Genomic DNA, 21170 nt, shown 5'->3' with positions numbered 1-21170 from the left:
CGGTGGTCGTGGACCCGGTGAGACCAAGCTCGAGACCGATCGTCGTCGCATCCAGATGAAGATGACGAAGCTGCGCCGTGAGCTCAAGGAGCTCGGCGTCGCCCGCGAGACCAAGAAGGCCAACCGCAAGCGTCACCAGGTTCCGTCGGTCGCGATCGCGGGCTACACCAACGCCGGCAAGTCGAGCCTGCTCAACAGGCTCACCGATGCGGGTGTGCTGGTCGAGGACGCGCTGTTCGCAACCCTCGACCCGACCACACGTCGTACGCAGACCTCGGACGGTCGCGTCTACACGATGTCCGACACGGTCGGCTTCGTACGCAACCTCCCGCACCAGCTCGTCGAGGCATTCCGCTCGACCCTCGAGGAGGTCGCCGAGGCTGACCTGGTGCTGCACGTGGTCGACGGCGCGCATCCCGATCCCGAGGGTCAGATCCGTTCCGTGCGCGAGGTCTTCGCCGATGTCGACGCCGACAAGGTGCCCGAGATCATCGTGATCAACAAGGCCGATGCGGCCGATCCGATCGTGCTCAAGACGCTGCTCTCCAAGGAGCCGCACGCCGTCGTCGTCAGTGCCAAGACCGGCGAAGGCATCGATGAGCTGCTCAGTGCCATCGAGGCCGACCTCCCGCAGCCGGCCACCCGAGTCGATGTGATGCTCCCGTACGCGCGCGGCGACCTGCTCAACCAGATCCACACCCAGGGCGAGATCGAGTCTCTCGACCACGAGGGCGACGGCACCCATGTCGTGGCCCGAGTCCACGGTCACCTGGCAGCCGAGCTCGAGCCCTACGCCGTCTAACGCCGGTAGCCTTTCGGGCATGGCTGATGTGGCCGCCCGGCGCCCGCTTGCTGGAATCGCTATTGCCGTTGGCTTACTGCTGCTCGTGACGGCGAGCAGGTACGGCTACCACCGCGACGAGCTCTACTTCATTGCTGCAGGGGATCATCCCGCCTTCGGCTACACCGACCAGCCGCCCCTGGTCCCGCTCCTCGCATGGGCGATGGATGCGATCAGTGCGGGCTCGTTGACGGTGTTCCGGCTGCCGTCGGCGATCGCTGCGGCGCTCACAGTCTTCCTGACGGGGTTGATCGCGTACGAGCTCGGTGGGTCTCGCCGCGCACAGATCCTTGCGAGCGTGTGCATGGCGGTGGCTTCGATCACATACGCCGTCGGACATCTGGTGTCGACCACCACGTACGACCTGCTTGTCTGGGCTGCCCTGAGTTGGCTCTTGATTCGAGCAGTACGCGATGACGGACGCATCTGGCTCGTCGTCGGGGTTGTCGCCGGAATCGGTCTGCAGGTCAAGGTGCTGGTCGCCTTCCTGCTGTTCGCGGTGGCAGTCAGCATCGTGTTGGCCGGCCCGAGGAGTGTGCTGCGGTCTCGGTGGATGTGGTGTGGCGGGCTCATCGCGGTCGCACTGTGGTCACCGCACCTCTTGTGGCAAGCCCAGAACGAATGGCCGCAAGTCCAGCTCGCCGACTCGATCGCCGCAGGCAATTCGGGGACGAGCGAGCCCCGCTGGGTCTTCCTGCCGGCACAGCTGGTTTTGGTTAGTCCGCTGCTCTTCCCTATCTGGATGGTCGGCTGGTGGCAGTTCGCGCGATCGAATGAGCTGCGTGCCTGGCGATTCTTCGCGGTGTCGTACGTCGTGCTGGCCGTGGTGTTCATAGCCACGGGAGGCAAGCCCTACTACATCGCTGGGCTCTATCCGGTACTGCTTGCAGCGGGCGCCGAGCCCACGCTCCGATGGGTCGAACGTGGTCGCGCCCGACTGGCCCTGCTTGGGGTCGCAGTCGTGGGCAGCCTTGCCGCAGCGGTCTTCCTGTTCCTCCCGGTTGTGCCGGTCAACAGTCTCAACGACGCGGGCATCCTTGACATCAACTACGACGCGGGAGAAACCGTTGGGTGGCCGGAGTTCGCCGACACGGTCGCTGGAGTCGTCAAGGACAACACCAGTGGCGCGGAGCGACCGATCGTCCTGGCCGGCAATTACGGTGAAGCCGGAGCGATGCTGCGATATCGCCCCAATGCTGCTTCGGTGTTCAGTGTTCACAACTCGTTCTGGACGTGGGGCCCGCCGCCCGAGGACACCTCGACTGCGGTGGTGGTCGGTATGTCTCAGGACCAGCTCTACCGGTGGTTCGAGCGCGTCGAGCCTGCAGCCACAATCGACAACGGAGCCGGGGTCGACAACGACGAGCAGGGCGAGCAGATCTGGGTGTGCAGCGGACCGATCGAACCCTGGGCATCGATGTGGCCCGAGATGCGCCGCCTTGGCTGAGCCGGCGCGCTACGCCGTCGATCGCACTCGCTTGTCATAGCGCAGGATCGGGACGGCGAACGTGCCGGTTGAGGTCTCCGCGAGGTACTCGCTCGCCCCGCCATTCACCCAGCCACACCGCTCATAGAACTGGCGGGCTCGCGCATTGCCCTCCACCACAGCAAGCCAGGCGAGGTCATACCCGTTGGCGATGATTCCTTCGCCGTGACTCAGCAGCGCTGTGGCGACACCGCTGCCCCGAGCAGACACGTCCACATAGAGCTCCTCGATCTCGTCGACTCGCACCGTGACGAACCCGACGACTTGATGGTCGACGACTGCGACGGCGCTCGAGGCAATGCGGGACGACGTGAGGGCAAGAAAGTGTGCCTCTTGTCGGTGCTCGTGCAAGCCATCAGGGACGTTGCCCTCGTGCCCATCAGCCCATCCGCGATACCAAATGTCTGCAATCGCATCGGCATCCTCACCGGTTGCGGCTCGAAGCTCCATGATCGTGACGTTAACGGTGGACGCAGACCATCGCTCGTCAGCATCGGCGGATAGCCTTCGGCTGTGGCCAAGACCCCTGACGTTCGTGCGGTGCTCCATGCAGCCGTCGAGGCAGTCGGGGGAGAGGAACGCCCCGGCCAGATCGAGATGGCTGAAGCCGTGCGCCACTCTCTCGAATCAGGTGAGCACCTCCTGGTCCAAGCGGGGACTGGCACTGGCAAGTCGCTCGGCTATCTCGTTCCGAGTCTCCTGCACGGCAAGCGCGTCATCGTCGCCACCGCCACGCTCAACCTGCAGCACCAGCTCGTCGAGCGAGACATACCTGCGCTCAAGGACGCCGCCCGCAAGACCATGGGCGAGGTGCCGCACCACGCGGTCGTGAAGGGCCGCAGCAACTACGCGTGCCTGCACCGCGTACGCGAGGGCGCGCCCGACGACCAGGGCACTCTCGTCGAGGTACCCGAGGGCTCGCTCGGAGCCGAGGTCGTGGAGCTCCGTGAATGGGCCGAGGAGCAGGCATCGGCCGGTCACTCTGGCGACAAGGACTCGGCGCCGTCCCACACCGAGCGCGCCTGGCGACAGGTCAGCGTCAACCATCGCGAATGCCTTGGCGCATCGCGTTGTGCCCACGCCCAGGAATGCTTCGCCGAGCTGGCTCGCGAGGACGCCCAGGACGCCCAGCTGATTGTCACCAACCACGCATTGCTGGCGATCGACGCGATCGACGGTGTGCCGATGCTGCCGGAGTACGGCGCGGTCATCGTGGATGAGGCCCACGAGCTCGCTGCCCGCGTCACGCAGGCGTCGACCGACGAGCTCGACTCCGCCATGATCGAGCGCGCTGCCCGCAGAGCTCGGACCCATGCCGACGGCCAGGGAGCAGATGATCTCGCTGACGCCTCCGACGCGCTGAACGACGTGCTCGTCCGCATGGACGAGGGGCGCATCGACAACGTCGACGAGTCACTGCAGGAAGCGCTCGCACTCATTCGCGACTCTGCTCGCGCGACCATGTCCGACTTCCCCAAGGAGGACGGCAAGTCCGAGCCCGATGCTGCGCGACAGCAGGCACGAGGGATGGTCGACGACGTACGCAAGATCGCCGACCGGATGGCGTCCAAGGGCGAGACTGAGGTGCTCTGGATGAGTGCTGGTCAGCGCGACAAGCGTCTCCACATCGCACCGATTGACGTGTCGGCGAGCCTCCGCGAGAAGCTCTTCGGCGAGAAGACCGTCGTGCTGACCAGCGCCACCCTCAAGCTCGGTGGCGGATTCGATCCGGTCGCCCAATCGCTGGGCCTCAAGCCCGGCGACGACGACTGGTCGTCGCTCGATGTCGGATCGCCGTTCGACTACCAGCAGCAGGGAATGCTCTACGTCGCCAAGGACCTTCCGCTGCCTGGTCGCGATGGTCTGGAGGAGGCGCAGCTCGCCGAGATCACCGCGCTCGTCGAGGCGGCCGGCGGTCGTACGCTCGGGCTCTTCTCCTCACGCCGCGCTGCCGAACGTGCAGCTGAGGTCGTACGCGAACGGCTCCCTGACATCGACATCTGGTGCCAGGGCGACGCGCAGCTGCCCGAGCTGGCACGCAGGTTCGCCGAGACGCCGAGCACCTGCCTGTTCGGCACTCTCAGCCTGTGGCAGGGCGTCGACCTCCCGGGCGACACCTGTCAGCTCGTGATCATCGACCGCATTCCGTTCCCGCGCCCCGACGATCCGTTGATGAGCGCGCGTCAGCGGCTTGTCGAGAAGCGTGGCGGCAACGGGTTCATGAACGTCGCCGCCCATCACGCGGCTCTGTTGCTCGCGCAGGGGACTGGTCGGCTCATCCGTCGGGCGACTGACAAGGGAGTCGTCGCGATCCTCGATCCGCGCATCGTCACCGCTCGCTACGGCTCGTTCCTTGCGGCGTCACTGCCCGACATGTGGCGGACAACTGATCGCGAGACCGCGTTGGGTGCGTTGCGCCGGCTCGACGAAGCGGCGACCACGCCTTGATAGCCTGTTGAGGCTCTGACCAACCAACGTTCGTAGGGACCACCGTTGACTGTTCTGATCACCGGCGGTGCCGGCTACATCGGTTCGCACATTGTGCGAGCATTCCGGCTGGCCGGACTCGATTGCATCATCGTCGACGACTTCTCCAGCGGCCATCGCGAGTTCGTCCCCGACGACGTCGTCGTGATCGACAGCTCGATTCTTGACACCAAGATCCTGGCCAAGGCCATGGTCGAGCACGAGGTCGAGGCGGTCGTCCACCTGGCGGGCTTCAAGTACGCCGGTGTGTCCGTGCAGCGACCCCTGCATACGTACGAGCAGAACGTGCAGGGCACCGTGAGCCTGCTGCAGGCCATGCATGAGGCGGACGTGGACAAGATCGTGTTCTCCTCGAGTGCCGCCGTCTATGGCACCCCCGACGTCGACATCGTCACCGAGGCGACGGCGACGGCACCGGAGTCGCCCTATGGCGAGACCAAGCTGATCGGGGAGTGGCTGATGCGCGACGCGGCGCGTGCGCATCCGCTGCACCACACCTCGCTGCGCTACTTCAACGTCGTTGGCTCGGCGACGCCCGAGCTTTACGACTCGAGCCCGCACAACCTGTTCCCGCTGGTCATCGAGGCTTTGCTGGAGGGCCGTACGCCGCGCATCTACGGCGATGACTACCCGACGGCCGATGGCACCTGCGTACGCGACTACATCCACGTCGCGGACCTGGCCGATGCGCACGTCGTGGCAGCGCAGAAGTTGCTCGCCGGCACTGAGCTCGAGCCGGTCTACAACCTTGGTAGCGGTGATGGTGTGTCGGTGCGCGAGATCATGACGGCTGTCGCAGATGCCACGGGCATCGCGTTCGAGCCCGAGATCGCAGCACGACGCGAAGGCGATCCCGCCCGCATCGTCGCGTCAGGTGAGCTTGCGGCGCGCGACCTGAACTGGGCGATGCGTCATACGGTCGCCGACATGGTCACCAGCGCCTGGCAAGCCCGCAACGCAACCCAACGCCGCGATTTGTGACGCGAGAGGCGCTTCAGTCGTCGCGTAGCGCCGCCACCGTCACAAATCGCGAGAGGATTGACGAGGGCTTAGACCTTGCGGAGGACTGTGGTGACGATGCCGAGGATCTGCGCGTGGTCACCGTCGATGGGGGAGTAGGCCTCGTTGTGCGGGAGCAGCCATACGTGGCCGTCCTTGCGCTGGAATGTCTTGACCGTGGCCTCACCGTCGAGCATGGCTGCCACGATGTCGCCGTTGTTGGCGGTCTGCTCCTGGCGTACGACGACGTAGTCGCCGTTGCAGATGGCGGCATCGATCATCGAGTCGCCGACGACCTGGAGCATGAACAGCGTGCCTTCGCCGACGAGTGACTTGGGCAGCGGGAAGATCTCCTCGACCTGCTCGGTCGCGAGGATGGGTCCACCGGCGGCGATGCGGCCGACCATGGGGACGTTGATCGCGGCAGGCATGGCGTCGCCGATACCGGTCTCGTCGAACGTCGAGTCGCTGGCCGCGCCCATCGAGCGGCGGGCTGCCATCACATCCGGCAGGAAGATCTCGAGCGCACGGGGACGGTTGGGGTCGCGCTTGACGTAGCCCAGGCTCTCGAGCGTACGAAGCTGGTGCGCCACCGATGAAGTGCTGGTCAGACCAACCGCGGCACCGATCTCGCGCATGCTTGGCGGGTAGCCACGCTTGGCGATCTCCTCATGCAGGAATTCCAGCACCTTGCGCTGGCGGGCGGTGAGCCCGGAGGAGTCGGCCGGCCCGTCGGGGAGCTCGCTGACTTCGGCTGTGCGATCGTCGGTCATGCGGGCAGCGTAACCCCGAACAGGTGTTCAATTCAAACACCTGTTCGATTAGCGTGTCGCGGGTGTTGGGACCGTAGGCTGGGCTCATGAGCTATCTCGTCGTGGGCAAGAAGTCGGGCACCGCATGGGATGTCGAGGTACGCGGAGTCGGTACGACGACGTCGCCAGACCTCAACGGTGTCGAGGCCGCAGCCCGGGCGCTGCTCTCGTCTGAAGGCAAGGCCGACGCCGCGACGGTGGATCTCCAGCTGCTCCTGCCGGACTTCGAGGCCGACCTCAACGAGACGCACATCCCGCACGGCAACCGACCCAACATCGAGCTGATCAGTGGGCTAATCCTGCTCGCCGTCGTGGTCGGCGCGGCAGCGTTCGTACTGGGACGGGTTCTCTAGCCCTTCGCCGCCAGCGTCGTGACGATGGCGTGTATCTCGGAGACCTGAGCGGCGATCTCGGGTACCTGGCGGATCAGCGCGATCTCGTCCTGCAGCTCCGTGAGCAGACCCTGCACCTCGGTCAGCACCGTGTTGGTCTGATCCAGCGTTGACGTGGCTGACGACAACGTCTCGCTCACCGATGCCAAGGTGCCCTCGACCCTTCCGAGCACGCCGTCGACATTGGTGAGCGCGGTGTCGGCTCGGTTGAGAATCTGCGCGGGGTTCTTCGGGATGAAGCCGGCCACTTGTCCTCCTGGAGTCGGTCGCACTACTCAACCAGTGAGCTGGACTCCTCGTCGAGTGCTTCGACGGTTGCACCGAGCAGCAGGGCGTAGACGCCGACCCAGAGCCACAGCAACAGGACGACCACGCCGGCGAGGGCGCCGTACGTCTTGGCGTAGCTGCCGAAGTTGTCGACGTACACGGAGAAGCCGACAGACGCCACGATCCAGAGACCACTGGCCACCAGCACGCCCTTGCTCATGAATCGGCCGCCAGGCCCGCGACGGTCGGGGGCGATACGGAACAGCACGCTGATCGCCAGGACGATTGCCGCAGCAACCAGCACCCAACGCAGACCGCCGAGCAGCGCTGAGTCGAGCACGGCAGGGGCGACGGCGACCAGGGCGATGACGACAGCGAAGAAGACGATGGAGCCAAGAGTCAGAAGCAGAGCCTGCGCCTTCTGCTTCAGGAAGTTGCGCCGATCGCGCTGCCCGAACATCTGGTTGATCGCGGTGACGAGGTTGCCGACACCTCCGGACGCTCCATAGATCGCCAGCGCCAGCGCGATGACCAGGCCGATGCCGAGGGAGCCAGAGGACGTCGAAGTCAGTGACTCGAGCTGGCCGTTGACGACTGAGGCCGCATCAGCTGGCAGCGCATCGGCGATGTTCTCGGACTGACGCTGCACAGTCTCCGGGCTGGCGACGAGCCCGTAGAGCATCACCGCAGCGATCATCGCGGGAAACAGCGACAGGAATGCATAGAAGGCGACCCCTGCGGCGAGCAGGGGAGCCTGGTGCGAGGAGGCCTGTTTCCAGGCGGCCACAACGTGTTGACGGAGCATTCCTCGACGTTAGTGCCGGTACGGCGTGCCCGCCTGTCGAACAAATTCCGCCTGCAATTGCAGGGCGCGACACGCCCGTTCGAAATTCTGTTCGACAAATGCGTGCTTTTGTCGGAGTCGTCCTCTAATGTCGTACATGTGTTCGATCGAACGCCTGTTCGCACCATCGAATGACATCGAAGAGCAGGGTTCGCTCGAACGCACCAACTTCACACAAACCGTCTCACTTCCCCCACGGAGGCACCTCATGAGCAGCATCGCATTCGATCACAGCCCGACCCATACGACCGTTCTTCCGGTCCGTCATCTGGTCGCCGTTCCCGACCTGCCGGTCGCGCCGGCACTTCGCCTGACGCGTCGTGGCAAGGCATTCATCTTCACCATCTCGCTCGCGATCATCGCGGTGATGGTGGTCCTGTTCGGCTCGTCGACGCTCGCTGGCGACAAGGCCGGCGCGCTGCCCAACACCACCACGGTCACGGTCCTGCCGGGCCACACCCTCTGGGAGATTGCCGCAGACGCCAACCCCAACGGAGACATCCGTTCGACGGTTGACGACATCCTGCAGCTCAACTCCCTCCCCAACGCCTCCGCCCTGCAGATGGGTTCGGAGATCGCGGTGCCGGTCTACAACTGACCCACCACACAGAAGTCCGCGGCAGCCGCTGGGAAGACGGCTGACCGCGGACATCTGCGTTCTAGGCGATGCCGGTTGCCGAAGGCTTGACCTTCTGGGTGCCGCTCGCAATGACCCAGGACGCCGTACGAGCCGATGTTGCCTTCGGGTCGATCCGGTCGCTGATGATGAAGTAGTCCATCTGCACCCGTGCGGGTGTCACGTCGAGCACCGAGTAGCCGTGATCGTCGAAGTTGAGATAGCGCACGTGACGATTGACGGTCTGGATGGCTGCCTCGACAGCGATCGACGTCGTACGGGGAGGAACGCCGACCAGGTCATCGAGGTTGTTGCTGGTCACCGAGGTGGTCACGAGCTCGGTCGCAATCGATCCACCGAGCGGATAGAGACCCTTGTCCGCAGGTATGTCACACGCCCACGCCGAGTGGATGTCTCCGGTCAGGAACACGATGTTCTGGATCTTCTTGGACTTGATGAAGTCGGTGAGCTTCTTGCGCTCAACGAGGTAGCCGTCCCACTGGTCGGTGTTGTACGGCACGCCTTCGGTCGGCAAGATGCCAGGGGGAACGAGTCCAGACGTGGCTTCGATGGCGTTGGTGACGATCTCCGGCAGCGGCGGGATGAGCACCGGTGAGATCATCACCGGGTTGCCCACGAACTTCCAGCGAGCCTTGGTTGTCGCCAGGTTCTCCTGGAGCCATCCGAGCTGGGTAGCGCCGGCGATCGTACGCTTCGGGTCGCTCGAGACGCCGACGGCTGGGCTGAACTCCGCGCCGGGAGCATTGCGGTAGCTGCGCAGATCGAGCATCGACAGGTCGATGAGGTTGCCGAACTGGAAGCGGCGATAGATCTGGGTGCCGTCGCCGAGCTTGGACGTGCCACTCAGACGTACGGGCATCCACTCGTCATAGGCCTTGAGGGACGCTGCGCGGCGTGCCTTCCAGGAGCCCTCCGACGCGTCGTGATTCTCGGCGCCCTCGGTCCACGTGTCATTCGCCGTCTCGTGGTCGTCCCACGTGATGATGAACGGGAATCGGCGGTGGAGCGAAGCCAGGTCGGGATCCTGCTTGTACTGCCCGTGCCGCTGGCGGTAGTCCTTCAGGCTGAGAGTCTCGTGGGCCGGTACATGCTTGCGGATGTCGGTGTTGCTGATGCCGTTGCCAAACTCGCCGTTACCGTACTCATAGAGGTAGTCGCCGAGGTGCAGGATGGCGTCGAGGTCGCTGCGGGCCGCGAGGTGGCGGTAGCTGTTGAACCAGCCGGCCTGCAGGTTGGCGCACGAGACGATGCCGAACCGCATACGCGCGAGGTTCGCGGTGTACGCAGGCGCAGTGCGCGTACGGGCAACGGGGGAGTAGCTGCCTTTGTGAGAGAAGCGATACCAGTACGTCGTGGCGGGCTTCAGCCCCGTGACGTCGAGCTTCACCGTGTGGTCGCGGCTGGCGCTGGTGGCGAAGGTGCCCTTCTTGACGATCTTCGTGAACTTCTGGTCCGTCGCAACATGCCATGTAACGGTGGCGGACGGCCCCTTGCCCGATCCCGGGGTTGATGTCGACGTCGGTGTCAGACGGGTCCAGAGCACGACGGCGGTGGGGGTTGGATCACCTGACGCGAGCCCGTGCTTGAAGTAGGCACTGGCAGCTTCGGCAGGAGCTCCGACCATGCCGGGCAGGGAAGCGGCAACAACTCCGGCTGCAACCACACTGCCGGTGGAAATGAACTTGCGGCGATCTAGCGCCGTTGATGTCTCAGTCACACCGGCTCAACTGCGCGGCGTAGTCCCACGTTAGGAAACGCAACATGAACGCTTGGCCACCACTCGCTCGAGCCTCTTGGGTCACGAGGTTTCGATACGTCGGCCGCGGGCGGCCTCCTACTCAACCACCGAGGTAGGCACCGAGTGGGAGGATGGGTGCATGCGGATTCATGTCATTGCTGACGTCGTCGACTCTGACGGCGGATTCGTCGTCGAACGCCTGGAGCAGCTCGGCGGCGAGATCGTCCAGCTCGATCGCGACGAGCTCGCGCCATATGACTCGATCGGCGACACCGACCTGATCCTGCTGCTTGGTTCCGACCGTTCGGCTCATGAACCCAAATGGAAAGACGTCGTCGAAGCCGAGTCGGCATTAGTACGCGCGGCGCTTCGCGACGACACCCCGGTCATGGGCATTTGCTACGGCGCCCAGCTGATGGCTCGCGCACTCGGCGGCACCTCGTGGCGCGCCGACATGGCCGAGGTCGGCTGGCAGCGGGTCGACACCGTCGATCATGTGCTGTGCCCCGAGGGACCGTGGGCCCAGCTGCACAGCGACGTCTTCGCCCCGCCGCCCAACGCGCGCGTACTCGGTACGTCCTGGCGCGGCACGCAGTGCTTCATCGACGACTCGCTCGGCGCACGTGCGATTGCGTGGCAGTTCCATCCCGAGGTGACCGCCGCGACGTACGAGCGCTGGGTCAACGAGGGCTACTACGGTGACGGCGGTGTCGACGAGAAGGACCTGATCCGCCAGGCACACGAGAACGAGGCACGCAGTCGCATCGCTGCCCACAAGCTCACCGACTCAGCGCTCCACTACCTGGGCGTGAGCGTATGAAGGGCCGGCCGAGCGGCTACTCGTGGGAGGTCCGCGGCAAGGAGGTCGTGATCTCGCATCACGGCCACGAGGCGACGGTGCTGCGCGGCGCCCAGGCGATCAAGTTCGTCCAGGAAGCCGGCAAAGGCAACGAGCAGCTGCTGATGGCGCGTCATACGACGGGCACCTACAAGTCGCCGGACGAGCGCACCCGCAAGCGCTAGCTTCCCGCGGCCGTTCTTCGTAACTCTCAGTCACACCCCGTCGTTGTTGGTGCAACGTCACGGAGGCTTCATGCGCACTCGCTCGTACTTTGCCCTGCTCGCTCTCATCGTCACCACGATGTTCGGCAGTCTTCTCATCGCCGCTCCCGCGAGCGCACACGAGGAGCGGGCGGCATCGTTCCCTGACGGCACCGGCACGGTGCCTACGTACAAGGGGCTGTACAACGACCACTATCGAGTCGTCTGTACGAGCAAGAGCAGTGCCCTCATCGCCAACATGCCGAGCGGTGCTCTCAAGACCCGCAACAAGCAGCTGCTCAACAAGTGCAACTACAGCTCGATCCAGGACGCGATCAACAGCATCAAGGTGCCCAAGACGTCGATCTACATCCTCCCCGGCACCTACCTTGAGTCGAAGTACGCGAACAGCAAGCCCGAGGGCTACTGCGCGTCGATCAAGAAGATCAGCACCAACCCGCTCGGTGACCAGCTCACCCAATACATCGGCAGCCTCGTCGGTGAGCAGCCCGCCGCAGAATACGGCGACGGCCCGATTGCTCTCTCATACGCCGACCAGGTCAAGTGCCCGCACAACCTGAACCTCATCGCGATCATGGGCGACAAGACCCCCGACGACACGTCGATCAAGTGCAACAACCAGTTCTGCGGCACGCAGCTCGTCGGAACCGGTCGCAGCATGAAGGACGTCGTGATCGACAACAAGTTCAGCAAGCTCAACGCGATCCGCACCGACCGTGTCAACGGCATCGTGTTCCGCAACTTCACGGTGCAGCAGGCTGAGTTCAACGCCGTCTACGTCCTGGAGACCGATGGCTTCCTGGTCGACAAGGTCGTCGCTCGAGGCAATGACGAGTACGGCATCCTCGCGTTCGCCAGCGATCACGGACTGATCCAGAACGTCGACGCCTATTACAACGGCGACTCGGGCATCTACCCCGGCTCGGCGTCCGACCTCAACGCTGACAGCAAGACGATCGCGGTCAAGCGCTACGCGATCGAGATCCGCAACAACAAGAGCCACCACAACGCGCTGGGCTACTCCGGCACCGCCGGCAACTCGGTCTACGCACACCACAACAAGTTCTACGAGAACGCCACTGGTATCGCGACGGACTCGTTGTTCCCGGGCCACCCCGGCCTCCCGCAGGACCACGCACGGTGGGCATACAACGACATCTTCAGCAACAACCAGAACTACTTCAAGAAGTACGTCCATACGGGTATCTGCGCCAAGCCGATGAAGGAACGCGGCTACATCAACGGCACCGTCTGCCCGGTCATCCCGACACCCGTTGGCACCGGCGTACTGATCGCTGGCGGCAACTTCAACCTCACCGACAACAACCGGATCTACAACAACTGGCGCTACGGCACCATGCAGTTCTGGGTCCCGGCTCCGCTGCGTGACGAGTTCGACCCGAGCAAGCTGTTCGACACGTCCCACGGCAACCAGGTCAAGAACAACACCATGGGCATCAAGGCTGACGGCACGATCGCCCACAACGGCATGGATCACTGGTGGGATGACCAGGGCACCGGCAACTGCTGGGAGAACAACAAGTCTTCCCGCGGCAAGGCGACCCACAACTTCGTGATCAATCCCGGATCCTGTGCTGGAGGCGGCTCCAAGCTGCTGCCCGGTCTGATCGTCAAGGACGCTGGATTCCTGACCTGCAGCCAGTACAACCGTGCTGACCCGCAGTGGCGGAACCCGCCGCTGTGCAGCTGGTTCAAGGATCCCGCGCAGCCGACTGACGCTCGTACGGAAGGCCCGCTCGTCGGTGTCCTGTCGTCGACCGGTGGCTCGTCTCCGGGAGCCGCGATCCTGGTCGGTCTTGGCCTTGCGGCAGTAGGCATGCAGCGCATCGCTCAGCGTCGTCGTGCGCGGAGCTGACGTTGCCTTCTCGCAAGGTCATCGCAGGGGGTCTCGTCGCCGGGGCGCTGGTTCTGGGAGCTGCCCCGGCGTACGCGGGGTTCTCTCCCTCGCTCACTGCTGCCGGTCCGACAAGCGTCAAGGGGACTGAAGCCTCGGCGGTGTTCGACATCGGCGAGGACACGATCCGCCAGATCCGGTATGCCGACCGCAAGACGCTCACCTACACGTTCGAGCTGGTCAACGACGGTTTGCTGCCGATCAAGGTCGAGGGCATTGCGCAGCCCAAGGTGAAGCCGACGCTGTTCGACTACAAGTCGCTCAAGTCCGGCGACAAGTCAGAGTTCACGGTCGGTGCGGGGGACCGCCGGCTGGTCACGCTGTCGCTGTTCATGACGGCGTGCGAGCGACTGTCGTCTCGCGCAGGCAGCTTCGTCAAGGATGTGCACCTGCGCACCAGCAGCGCCTTCGTGAAGCGCACGGTCGTCATCGCCCTGCCTGAGCAGATCCACTCAGGATCTCCGCGCGAGGTGCTCTGCCCCAACGCCACAGCCGACTCCCGCCCACCCGGCTAACCATCCGCACCGCGAGGTTTCGATACGCCGCTCGTTCCTCGCGGCTACTCAACCACCGGTGGTTGAGTAGGAGGCCGCCCGCGGCCGACGTATCGAAACCTCGTGAGGTCACTCTGCAACTCGCTTGGGGAACTTCTTCTTCGCCAGCTCGGGCAGAAGATGCAGGTCGCCGCTGATGAGCGCTTTGCGCTTTGCCCTGGACCATCCTTGGACGCGCTTCTCGAACCAGAACGCCTGGACGATCCACTCACAAGGCAGGCAGTAGACGAGTTCAACGGGCAAGCGTCGTTTCGTGTACGCAGCGCCCTCGCCGTCTTGGTGCTGTTGCATGCGAAAGAGGATGTTGATGGTGCTGCCGACGTAGTAACTGTCGTCAGAGCACCTCAGGATGTACATGTACCCGCCCATCATCGGGCGAGCATGGATGAGCTCGGTGATCGAAGCGACTCGGCCATCCACAGTCGAGCGAGCCTTCGACCTCACGAGGTTTCGATACGCCACTCGTTCCTCGCGGCTACTCAACCACCGAGTCCATGCCACCATCTCGAAAGCGCGTCGCGGAGTGACCTCATGAGGTTTCGATACGGGCTGGTTCCTCGCTACTCAACCACCGGTGGTTGAGTAGGAGGCCGCCCGCGGCTGACGTATCGAAACCCCGTGAGTCGGAGGGCTCGATTGAGCATCCGACACGCCGCAATTTCGCCGCTCAAATTGGCTTTGACCTGCGGTTTCAGGGAACCCCAGAAAAACTGTGGGCGCCTACTGCAATTGTGTTGCGTGGGCCACACCTGCGGCGTACAGTGGCACTACATCTAGTAGTTACACCGTTGTTGTTCGTCCACATCTAGTTCCACAGGTTCGGACGGGTTACACACCGAAACAGCTCGGAATCCACACGGTTTCCACAGGTTCTCCCCACATCGGGAGCACTTCAAGACTCAGAAGTCCATTGACAGCCCTTTGGTATGAGGGAAGGAGCACGCGATGCATTGTCCGTTCTGCAAGAACACCGACACCAAAGTCCTGGACAGCCGTGTCGCCGACGAAGGTGGAGCCATCCGCCGCCGTCGTATGTGCTCCGACTGCAACAAGCGCTTCACCACGATCGAGCAAATGCAGCTCACCGTGGTCAAGCGTTCAGGTGCGACTGAGCCCTTCCTCCGCGACAAGGCGATCGCCGGTGTCCGCAAGGCCTGCAAGGGCCGACCGGTTTCCGATGACGACTTGGCACGACTCGGCCAGCAGGTCGAGGACACCCTCCGCGATTCGGGATGTGCTGAGGTGCCGGCCCACGAAGTCGGCCTCGCCATCCTCGAACCGCTCAAGAGCCTCGACGAGGTCGCCTACCTGCGATTCGCGAGCGTCTACAAGGCGTTCGAGTCAGCAGATGACTTTGCCGCCGAGATCGCCAGCATCATGTCGGCCACGGCCGACGGTGAGCTTGCCGAAGAGACAGCACAGCAACACAAGACTTGAGCCGGACCCCTTAAGCCGGCACGCAAGACCAGCAAGACAACCTCCCCCCCCACCGCAACACAGACATTTAGGAGCATCCCCATGACGGAGACGGTCAACGGGCCCACCGGGTCCTCGCGCAAGACAGCAGGCCGCAACAAGGGCAAGCAGCTGTCGATCGAGCGCGTCTACACGACCCCCGGCACGCACCCGTACGACGCCGTCACCTGGGAGCGTCGCGACGTCGTCCAGACAAACTGGAAGACCGGCGAGAACGTCTTCGAGCAGCGCGGCGTCGAGTTCCCCGACTTCTGGAGCGTCAACGCCTCCACGATCGTCACGACTAAATACTTCCGCGGTGCGGTCGGTACGCCCGAGCGTGAGCAGAGCCTCCGCCAGCTGCTCGACCGCGTCGTACTGACGTACACGCAGGCTGGCCGCGACAACGGCTACTTCGCCGACGAGGAGCAGGCCACGATCTTCGAGCACGAGCTGACGCACATGCTCCTGCACCAGGTCTTCAGCTTCAACAGCCCGGTGTGGTTCAACGTCGGTACGTCGAGCCCCCAGCAGGTCTCCGCCTGCTTCATCCTTGCGGTGGATGACTCGATGGACTCGATCCTCAACTGGTACCGCGAAGAGGGAATGATCTTCAAGGGCGGCTCAGGCGCCGGCCTCAACCTGTCGCGCATCCGTTCCTCCAAGGAGCTGCTCCGCTCCTCGGGCGGCACTGCTTCCGGTCCCGTCTCCTTCATGCGTGGTGCTGACGCGTCGGCAGGCACCATCAAGTCCGGTGGCGCCACGCGTCGCGCGGCCAAGATGGTCGTCCTCGACGTCGATCACCCGGACATTGAGGAGTTCATCCACACCAAGGAGCGCGAAGAAGACAAGATCCGCGTCCTCCGCGATGCCGGCTACGACATGGACCTCGGTGGCGCCGACATCACGTCGGTCCAGTACCAGAACGCCAACAACTCGATCCGCGTCAACGACGAGTTCATGCAGGCTGTCGAGAAGGGCACCGAGTTCGGTCTCCGCGCCCGTACGGATGGCTCGATCATCGAGACCGTTGACGCTCGCACGCTGTGGGACGACATCGCCAAGGCCGCCTGGGCGTGTGCCGATCCCGGCATCCAGTACGACGGTGTGATCAACGACTGGCACACCTCGCCCGAGGCTGGCCGCATCACGGCGTCCAACCCGTGCTCCGAATACATGCACCTCGACAACTCGAGCTGCAACCTTGCCTCGCTCAACCTGCTGAAGTTCCTCAAGGACGACGGCTCGTTCGACACCGAGACGTTCGTCAAGGCGACCGAGTTCATCATCACCGCGATGGACATCTCGATCTGCTTCGCGGACTTCCCGACCGAGGCGATCGGTGACACCACGCGTGCCTACCGCCAGCTCGGCATCGGCTTCGCCAACCTCGGCGCGCTGCTCATGGCGTCCGGTCTCGCATACGACTCCGACGGTGGCCGCGCGCTCGCCGCATCGATCACCTCGCTGATGACCGGCACCTCCTACCGTCGCTCCGCTGAGGTTGCCGGTGTCGTCGGCCCGTACGACGGCTTCCAGCTCAACGCTTCGGCGCACGAGCGGGTCATGCGCAAGCACCAGGCCGCCAACGACGAGATCCGCACGCTGCACGCGATGGACATCGCGGTGCACCGTGAGGCTGCCAAGCAGTGGAAGCTCAACCTCGAGATCGGTCAGAAGAACGGCTGGCGCAACAGCCAGGCGTCGGTGCTCGCACCGACCGGCACGATCGGCTTCATGATGGACTGCGACACGACCGGCATCGAGCCGGACTTCTCGCTGGTCAAGTTCAAGAAGCTCGTCGGTGGCGGTTCGATGCAGATCGTCAACCAGACCATCCCGGCCGCGCTCAAGAAGCTCGGCTACGCCGGCGAGACGATCGAGGCGATCGTCGAGTTCATCGGCGAGAACGGTCACGTCGTCGACGCACCGGGTCTCAAGACCGAGCACTACTCGATCTTCGACACCGCCATGGGCCAGCGCTCCATCGCTCCGATGGGCCACGTGCACATGATGGCTGCGTGCCAGCCGTTCCTGTCGGGTGCCATCTCCAAGACGGTCAACCTGCCGGAGAACGCCACGGTCGAAGAGATCAAGGATGTCTACTTCCAGGGTTGGAAGCTCGGCCTCAAGGCGCTCGCGGTCTACCGCGACAACTGCAAGGTCGGTCAGCCGCTCAGCGACGGCAAGGAAGCGAAGTCGTCCGGTGGCACTGAGGCTGAGGTCAAGACGGTCATCGTCGAGAAGCCGATCCGTCGCAAGATGCCGAAGTCGCGCAAGTCGATCACGACGTCGTTCTCCGTCGGTGGCGCCGAGGGCTACATGACCTCGGGTGCTCACGAGGACGGTCAGCTGGGCGAGATCTTCATGAAGCTCGGCAAGCAGGGCTCGACCCTCGCCGGAATGATGGACGCCTTCTCGATCGCGATCAGCATCTCGCTGCAGTACGGTGTGCCGCTGGAGACCTTCGTTCAGAAGTTCACCAACATGAAGTTCGAGCCGGCCGGTCTGACCGACGACCCGGATGTCCGTATGAGCCAGTCGATCATGGACTACACGTTCCGCCGTCTGGCCTTGGACTACCTGGACTTCGACACCCGTTCGGCTCTCGGCATCCACTCGGCCGACGAGCGCCAGCGCTACCTCGACACGGGCTCCCACCAGCCCATCTCAGCGGGCACCACAGCCGCCGAACTAATCGACACCCCGCCTAGCGACGAAGCCAAGGGAGCGAGCACCTCGTCCCCTAGCGGCGGAGCCGCGGGAGCGAGCTCTGCGAGCGAAGGGCCCAAGGGTCACCTCGAAGCCGAGGACATGGCCGACACTGATCCGGTGGAGCACATCCAGATCACGGCCAAGCCCGCTCCGTCGGCAGCTCACACGAGCGCTGAGCTGTTCGAAGCCATCACCGGCTCCGCAGTCGACTCGCCGCTGTGCATGACCTGCGGAACCAAGATGCGCCCCGCCGGGTCCTGCCACGTCTGCGAAGGCTGCGGCAGCACCAGCGGCTGCAGCTGAGATGTACGTTTTGTGTACGTCTCGGGGCTTGCGCTTGTACGCTTCGTCTGGATAGTATTCAGTTGTGCACGAGGTTTAACCTCTCCCCCCGGAGAGCCGAGGCATTCGTAAGTCGCGGCGCCGGGGGAGGGGTCCTCGCGCATACGGACGCAATTCGTAGCAGACAGGGTTAGAGATGAGTCTGAGCTTTTCAGCTGTTGCTGGTCGAATGGGTGACCGCGACTTCTTCATGACAGTTCTGCCGTTGAAGCGGGTCGTTCGCTACTTTGATGCAACCCCCCCGGACCTACCGCCTGAGTTGCGCTCCCAGCGGATTTTGAACGAGAAGCGCGTTCCGGAGATCGCCGACTACGTGCTGGACCGGGACAGCGACTGGGTCTTCGGGAGTCTGACTGCTTCGTTCGATAGCGAGTACGAGTTTGTTCCGCAGAATGGCGCTTCGGGGAAGCTTCTACTCGACGAAGACGCTCAATTCGTAATCGTCGACGGGCAACACCGTCTGGCCGCTATCCGCCGAGCGATTGTCAGTAACCCAACTTTGAGAGATCAGAGCATTGGCGTGATGCTGATTCCATTCGAAGACCTCGAGCGCAATCAGCAAGTCTTCAGCGATCTCAACCGGACGGTGCAAAAGACGAGTCGTTCGCTGGATATTCTTTACGATCACACAGACCCACTGAACTCTGTGGTGCTGACCGTGGGTAACCGCGTTCCAGTCTTCAAGAGTCGTGTCGAAAAGAGTTCGACCTCGCTCGCGTTGCGATCTGCAAAGTTCGTGACGCTTTCATCTCTCTACGATGCTTGTGGGCAACTCCTTGGTGGGAAACCCGTCGTGTCGCGATTGACGACAGATAGTGACGAGTTAGAGGCCGCGGAAGAATTCTCGACGGCGTACTGGTCAAAGGTTACTGACGTGGTTGAGCCCTGGCGGCTCGTCCGTGACGAGATGATCAAACCTTCGGAAGCGCGCGTTGAATACGTAGCGACTCACTCGGTTGCGTTCTATGCACTCGGAGCGGTTGGTCGCCAACTGTTCGGCATATCTTCGAGTGCGGAGTGGTCAAAGCGGCACGACCTGTCGCTACTGGATTCGCTGAAATCAGTAGACTGGGCGAAGACCAACCCCGAATGGCAGGGGATCGTCATGTTGGGTTCGTCGATCGTGACACGACGCCAGACCCGTGACGCCCTTACTCGGCGTTTGCTTCACAGGATTGACCCGCAGAGATTTGAAGATGCGGCGCTCGTTCTCGGCGACTAATGCGGCAGCCGTTGACCAACGGTCCGTCCAGTCCAACGGGATAAGCGAGATTTTGTCGCTTCCGACCAGTAAGCTCGCAAAGTGAGCTTTGCATTCGTCGATCTATTCGCGGGTATTGGTGGATTTCACGCGACCATGTCAGCACTCGGTGGTGAGTTGCGCATGGCGGTCGAGATCGATCCCCATGCTCGTGAGACCTATAAGCGAAACTGGGGTTCGGATCCCGAGCACGATGTCGTGACGATGGCCAGCGAACGGCTTGCGGAGATTGGTGATCACACGGTCTTGGCTGGTGGATTTCCTTGTCAGCCGTTTAGTAAGTCAGGTCGTCAGAGGGGGATGGGCGAAGAGCGCGGACAGTTGTTCCACGAAATTGTCAAGATCCTGGCTGAATATCGCCCGGCGGTGGTTGCCTTGGAGAATGTCCGAAACATAACTGGACCTCGGCAGAAGGCGACGTGGCAAGCGATCGTCGAAGGGCTCCGCGAAGCGGGCTACAGAGTCCCGTCGGAGCCATGCATAGTTAGTCCCCACAGGCTTCCGCCGCATCTTGGAGGAGCACCGCAGTCGCGGGAGCGCGTCTACATCCTTGGGACCTACGTCGGTAGGGAACGCGCTTTGCATGAAACCGACGTTGACCCTGTCGTCGAGCGAATCCCAGAGCAGGATTGGTCTCCCGATCGGTGGAACCTCGAGGATCTGGTCGGAACCGAACCGAGTGGAACTTCTACGCAATATGCATTCACCGCAGAGGAAATTGAGTGGATTGAGGTGTGGAATGACTTCCTGCGCCGGATCGGAAATGTAAAACTACCGAGTTTTCCGATGTGGTCTAGTTACTGGGAAGACGATGCCACAGTTACTGCTCAGTCCCCGGCTTGGAAGCAGGCCTATGAGCAAAAGAACATTGACTTCTACGCGAGCAATCGTGCGTCTATTCGAGGCTGGATTGAAGCAAACCCGCGTCTTCGAACTTTTCCCAAGAGCAGGCAGAAGTTTGAATGGCAAGCTCAGGATTCGCCTAGGGATCTGACTAAGTGCCTGCTGCATCTTCGCCCGTCGGGCATCCGTGTCAAGCGTATGACGTACACGCCTGCCCTTGTCGCGATGGCGCAGACCCCTCTACTAGGCCCTCTAGGTCGCCGAATGACCCCCAAAGAGACGGCACAACTACAGGGGTTTCCTGACTGGTTCACATTCGATCATCAATCGGACACACGTTCGTACCGACAGCTCGGCAATGCCATCAACGTGGGAGCCGCGTACTACGCATTCCGCAAACACGTACTTCGCGATGCTGACGAGATCCGCGAAGCGACTGGTGGAGCGGAGCTCGTGCGTGCCGTAGAAGCATCGCCGCCCTGTCCTCGGATCCCACAACCAGATTGATGTTCAACCACGG

20 protein-coding genes are annotated in these 21170 nt (G+C 63.2%); 14 read left to right on the top strand and 6 right to left on the bottom strand.

The genetic code is table 11. The annotated features are described in order from the left end of the window. A partial coding sequence (hflX, locus tag V6M39_RS07150; RefSeq protein ID WP_332643100.1) for a GTPase HflX occupies positions 1 to 802 on the top strand: 802 nt, incomplete at its 5' end. Between the two features lie 19 nt (positions 803 to 821). Further along, positions 822 to 2288, top strand: a complete 1467-nt coding sequence (locus tag V6M39_RS07145) for a glycosyltransferase family 39 protein (RefSeq protein WP_332643099.1) — start codon at positions 822 to 824, stop codon at positions 2286 to 2288. 9 nt (positions 2289 to 2297) lie between these two features. Here the strand turns inward: V6M39_RS07145 and V6M39_RS07140 are convergent, their stop codons facing one another. Continuing rightward, positions 2298 to 2777: a GNAT family N-acetyltransferase gene (locus V6M39_RS07140; protein ID WP_332643098.1), complete on the bottom strand. Its 480-nt coding sequence runs from the start codon at positions 2775 to 2777 to the stop codon at positions 2298 to 2300. A gap of 63 nt (positions 2778 to 2840) precedes the next feature. Between V6M39_RS07140 and V6M39_RS07135 the strand changes: the two genes are divergently transcribed. Both V6M39_RS07135 and galE read left to right on the top strand, forming a co-directional pair. Then, positions 2841 to 4775, top strand: coding sequence for an ATP-dependent DNA helicase (locus V6M39_RS07135; RefSeq protein WP_332643097.1), 1935 nt, complete (start codon positions 2841 to 2843; stop codon positions 4773 to 4775). A gap of 45 nt (positions 4776 to 4820) precedes the next feature. Beyond that, entirely contained in the window at positions 4821 to 5795 is a 975-nt protein-coding gene (galE, locus tag V6M39_RS07130; protein WP_332643096.1) for a UDP-glucose 4-epimerase GalE, read from the top strand. 68 nt (positions 5796 to 5863) lie between these two features. Here galE and lexA read toward each other — a convergent pair whose 3' ends face one another. Beyond that, positions 5864 to 6586, bottom strand: a complete 723-nt coding sequence (gene lexA, locus V6M39_RS07125) for a transcriptional repressor LexA (RefSeq protein WP_332643095.1) — start codon at positions 6584 to 6586, stop codon at positions 5864 to 5866. A gap of 86 nt (positions 6587 to 6672) precedes the next feature. On the opposite strand from lexA, the gene V6M39_RS07120 reads away from it, so the two are divergent. Then, positions 6673 to 6978 carry a hypothetical protein gene (locus V6M39_RS07120; protein WP_332643094.1) on the top strand — a complete coding sequence of 102 codons (306 nt, stop codon included), beginning with the start codon at positions 6673 to 6675 and terminating at the stop codon, positions 6976 to 6978. On the opposite strand, the gene V6M39_RS07115 is transcribed toward V6M39_RS07120, so the two are convergent. Both V6M39_RS07115 and V6M39_RS07110 read right to left on the bottom strand, forming a co-directional pair. Further along, positions 6975 to 7265: a hypothetical protein gene (locus tag V6M39_RS07115; RefSeq protein WP_332643093.1), complete on the bottom strand. Its 291-nt coding sequence runs from the start codon at positions 7263 to 7265 to the stop codon at positions 6975 to 6977. The genes V6M39_RS07120 and V6M39_RS07115 overlap by 4 nt on opposite strands. Positions 7266 to 7288: 23 nt before the next feature. Further along, a complete protein-coding gene (locus V6M39_RS07110; protein ID WP_332643092.1) occupies positions 7289 to 8089 on the bottom strand; it encodes a YihY/virulence factor BrkB family protein in 801 nt (266 codons plus the stop codon). Positions 8090 to 8336: 247 nt separating this feature from the next. Between V6M39_RS07110 and V6M39_RS07105 the strand changes: the two genes are divergently transcribed. Further along, positions 8337 to 8726 (top strand): LysM peptidoglycan-binding domain-containing protein, encoded by a 390-nt coding sequence (locus tag V6M39_RS07105; protein ID WP_332643090.1) that lies wholly within the window; start codon positions 8337 to 8339, stop codon positions 8724 to 8726. Between the two features lie 61 nt (positions 8727 to 8787). On the opposite strand, the gene V6M39_RS07100 is transcribed toward V6M39_RS07105, so the two are convergent. Further along, entirely contained in the window at positions 8788 to 10482 is a 1695-nt protein-coding gene (locus tag V6M39_RS07100; protein ID WP_332643089.1) for an alkaline phosphatase D family protein, read from the bottom strand. 160 nt (positions 10483 to 10642) lie between these two features. On the opposite strand from V6M39_RS07100, the gene V6M39_RS07095 reads away from it, so the two are divergent. From V6M39_RS07095 to V6M39_RS07080, 4 genes are all read left to right on the top strand, one after another. Continuing rightward, positions 10643 to 11323 (top strand): type 1 glutamine amidotransferase, encoded by a 681-nt coding sequence (locus V6M39_RS07095; protein WP_332643087.1) that lies wholly within the window; start codon positions 10643 to 10645, stop codon positions 11321 to 11323. Further along, the gene (locus V6M39_RS07090; RefSeq protein WP_332643086.1) at positions 11320 to 11526 is read left to right on the top strand and encodes a hypothetical protein; all 207 of its coding nucleotides are present in this window, start codon (positions 11320 to 11322) and stop codon (positions 11524 to 11526) included. Before V6M39_RS07095 ends, V6M39_RS07090 begins: the two co-directional genes overlap by 4 nt. A 70-nt stretch (positions 11527 to 11596) precedes the next feature. Beyond that, on the top strand, positions 11597 to 13441 hold the full coding sequence (locus V6M39_RS07085; RefSeq protein WP_332643085.1) for a right-handed parallel beta-helix repeat-containing protein: 1845 nt from the start codon (positions 11597 to 11599) through the stop codon (positions 13439 to 13441). 2 nt (positions 13442 to 13443) lie between these two features. Further along, on the top strand, positions 13444 to 13995 hold the full coding sequence (locus tag V6M39_RS07080; protein ID WP_332643084.1) for a hypothetical protein: 552 nt from the start codon (positions 13444 to 13446) through the stop codon (positions 13993 to 13995). A gap of 108 nt (positions 13996 to 14103) precedes the next feature. Here V6M39_RS07080 and V6M39_RS07075 read toward each other — a convergent pair whose 3' ends face one another. Beyond that, positions 14104 to 14454 carry a GIY-YIG nuclease family protein gene (locus tag V6M39_RS07075; protein ID WP_332643082.1) on the bottom strand — a complete coding sequence of 117 codons (351 nt, stop codon included), beginning with the start codon at positions 14452 to 14454 and terminating at the stop codon, positions 14104 to 14106. A 525-nt stretch (positions 14455 to 14979) separates the two neighbouring features. Between V6M39_RS07075 and nrdR the strand changes: the two genes are divergently transcribed. From nrdR to dcm, 4 genes are all read left to right on the top strand, one after another. Beyond that, complete coding sequence (gene nrdR / locus V6M39_RS07070) at positions 14980 to 15471, top strand: transcriptional regulator NrdR (RefSeq protein ID WP_332643081.1); 492 nt, start codon at positions 14980 to 14982, stop codon at positions 15469 to 15471. Positions 15472 to 15552: 81 nt separating this feature from the next. Beyond that, positions 15553 to 18507, top strand: coding sequence for a vitamin B12-dependent ribonucleotide reductase (locus V6M39_RS07065; protein ID WP_332643080.1), 2955 nt, complete (start codon positions 15553 to 15555; stop codon positions 18505 to 18507). Between the two features lie 175 nt (positions 18508 to 18682). Continuing rightward, positions 18683 to 19768 carry a DNA sulfur modification protein DndB gene (locus V6M39_RS07060; protein ID WP_332643079.1) on the top strand — a complete coding sequence of 362 codons (1086 nt, stop codon included), beginning with the start codon at positions 18683 to 18685 and terminating at the stop codon, positions 19766 to 19768. Positions 19769 to 19849: 81 nt separating this feature from the next. Further along, positions 19850 to 21157, top strand: a complete 1308-nt coding sequence (gene dcm, locus V6M39_RS07055) for a DNA (cytosine-5-)-methyltransferase (RefSeq protein WP_332643078.1) — start codon at positions 19850 to 19852, stop codon at positions 21155 to 21157. The last annotated feature ends 13 nt before the right edge of the window (positions 21158 to 21170 follow it).

It is taken from the genome of Aeromicrobium sp., from assembly GCF_036675695.1.
In the GTDB taxonomy this organism is placed as follows: domain Bacteria; phylum Actinomycetota; class Actinomycetes; order Propionibacteriales; family Nocardioidaceae; genus Aeromicrobium.
This window is presented reverse-complemented; position numbering and strand designations above follow the sequence as displayed.

Coding starts and splice junctions, on each gene's coding strand:
- V6M39_RS07095 (WP_332643087.1), top strand. CDS start 10,643: ATGCGGATTCATGTCATTGCTGACGTCGTCGACTCTGACGGCGGATTC.
- nrdR (WP_332643081.1), top strand. CDS start 14,980: ATGCATTGTCCGTTCTGCAAGAACACCGACACCAAAGTCCTGGACAGC.
- V6M39_RS07145 (WP_332643099.1), top strand. CDS start 822: ATGGCTGATGTGGCCGCCCGGCGCCCGCTTGCTGGAATCGCTATTGCC.
- V6M39_RS07120 (WP_332643094.1), top strand. CDS start 6,673: ATGAGCTATCTCGTCGTGGGCAAGAAGTCGGGCACCGCATGGGATGTC.
- lexA (WP_332643095.1), bottom strand. CDS start 6,586: ATGACCGACGATCGCACAGCCGAAGTCAGCGAGCTCCCCGACGGGCCG.
- V6M39_RS07060 (WP_332643079.1), top strand. CDS start 18,683: ATGAGTCTGAGCTTTTCAGCTGTTGCTGGTCGAATGGGTGACCGCGAC.
- V6M39_RS07065 (WP_332643080.1), top strand. CDS start 15,553: ATGACGGAGACGGTCAACGGGCCCACCGGGTCCTCGCGCAAGACAGCA.
- V6M39_RS07090 (WP_332643086.1), top strand. CDS start 11,320: ATGAAGGGCCGGCCGAGCGGCTACTCGTGGGAGGTCCGCGGCAAGGAG.
- V6M39_RS07140 (WP_332643098.1), bottom strand. CDS start 2,777: ATGGAGCTTCGAGCCGCAACCGGTGAGGATGCCGATGCGATTGCAGAC.
- V6M39_RS07105 (WP_332643090.1), top strand. CDS start 8,337: ATGAGCAGCATCGCATTCGATCACAGCCCGACCCATACGACCGTTCTT.
- V6M39_RS07085 (WP_332643085.1), top strand. CDS start 11,597: ATGCGCACTCGCTCGTACTTTGCCCTGCTCGCTCTCATCGTCACCACG.
- V6M39_RS07110 (WP_332643092.1), bottom strand. CDS start 8,089: ATGCTCCGTCAACACGTTGTGGCCGCCTGGAAACAGGCCTCCTCGCAC.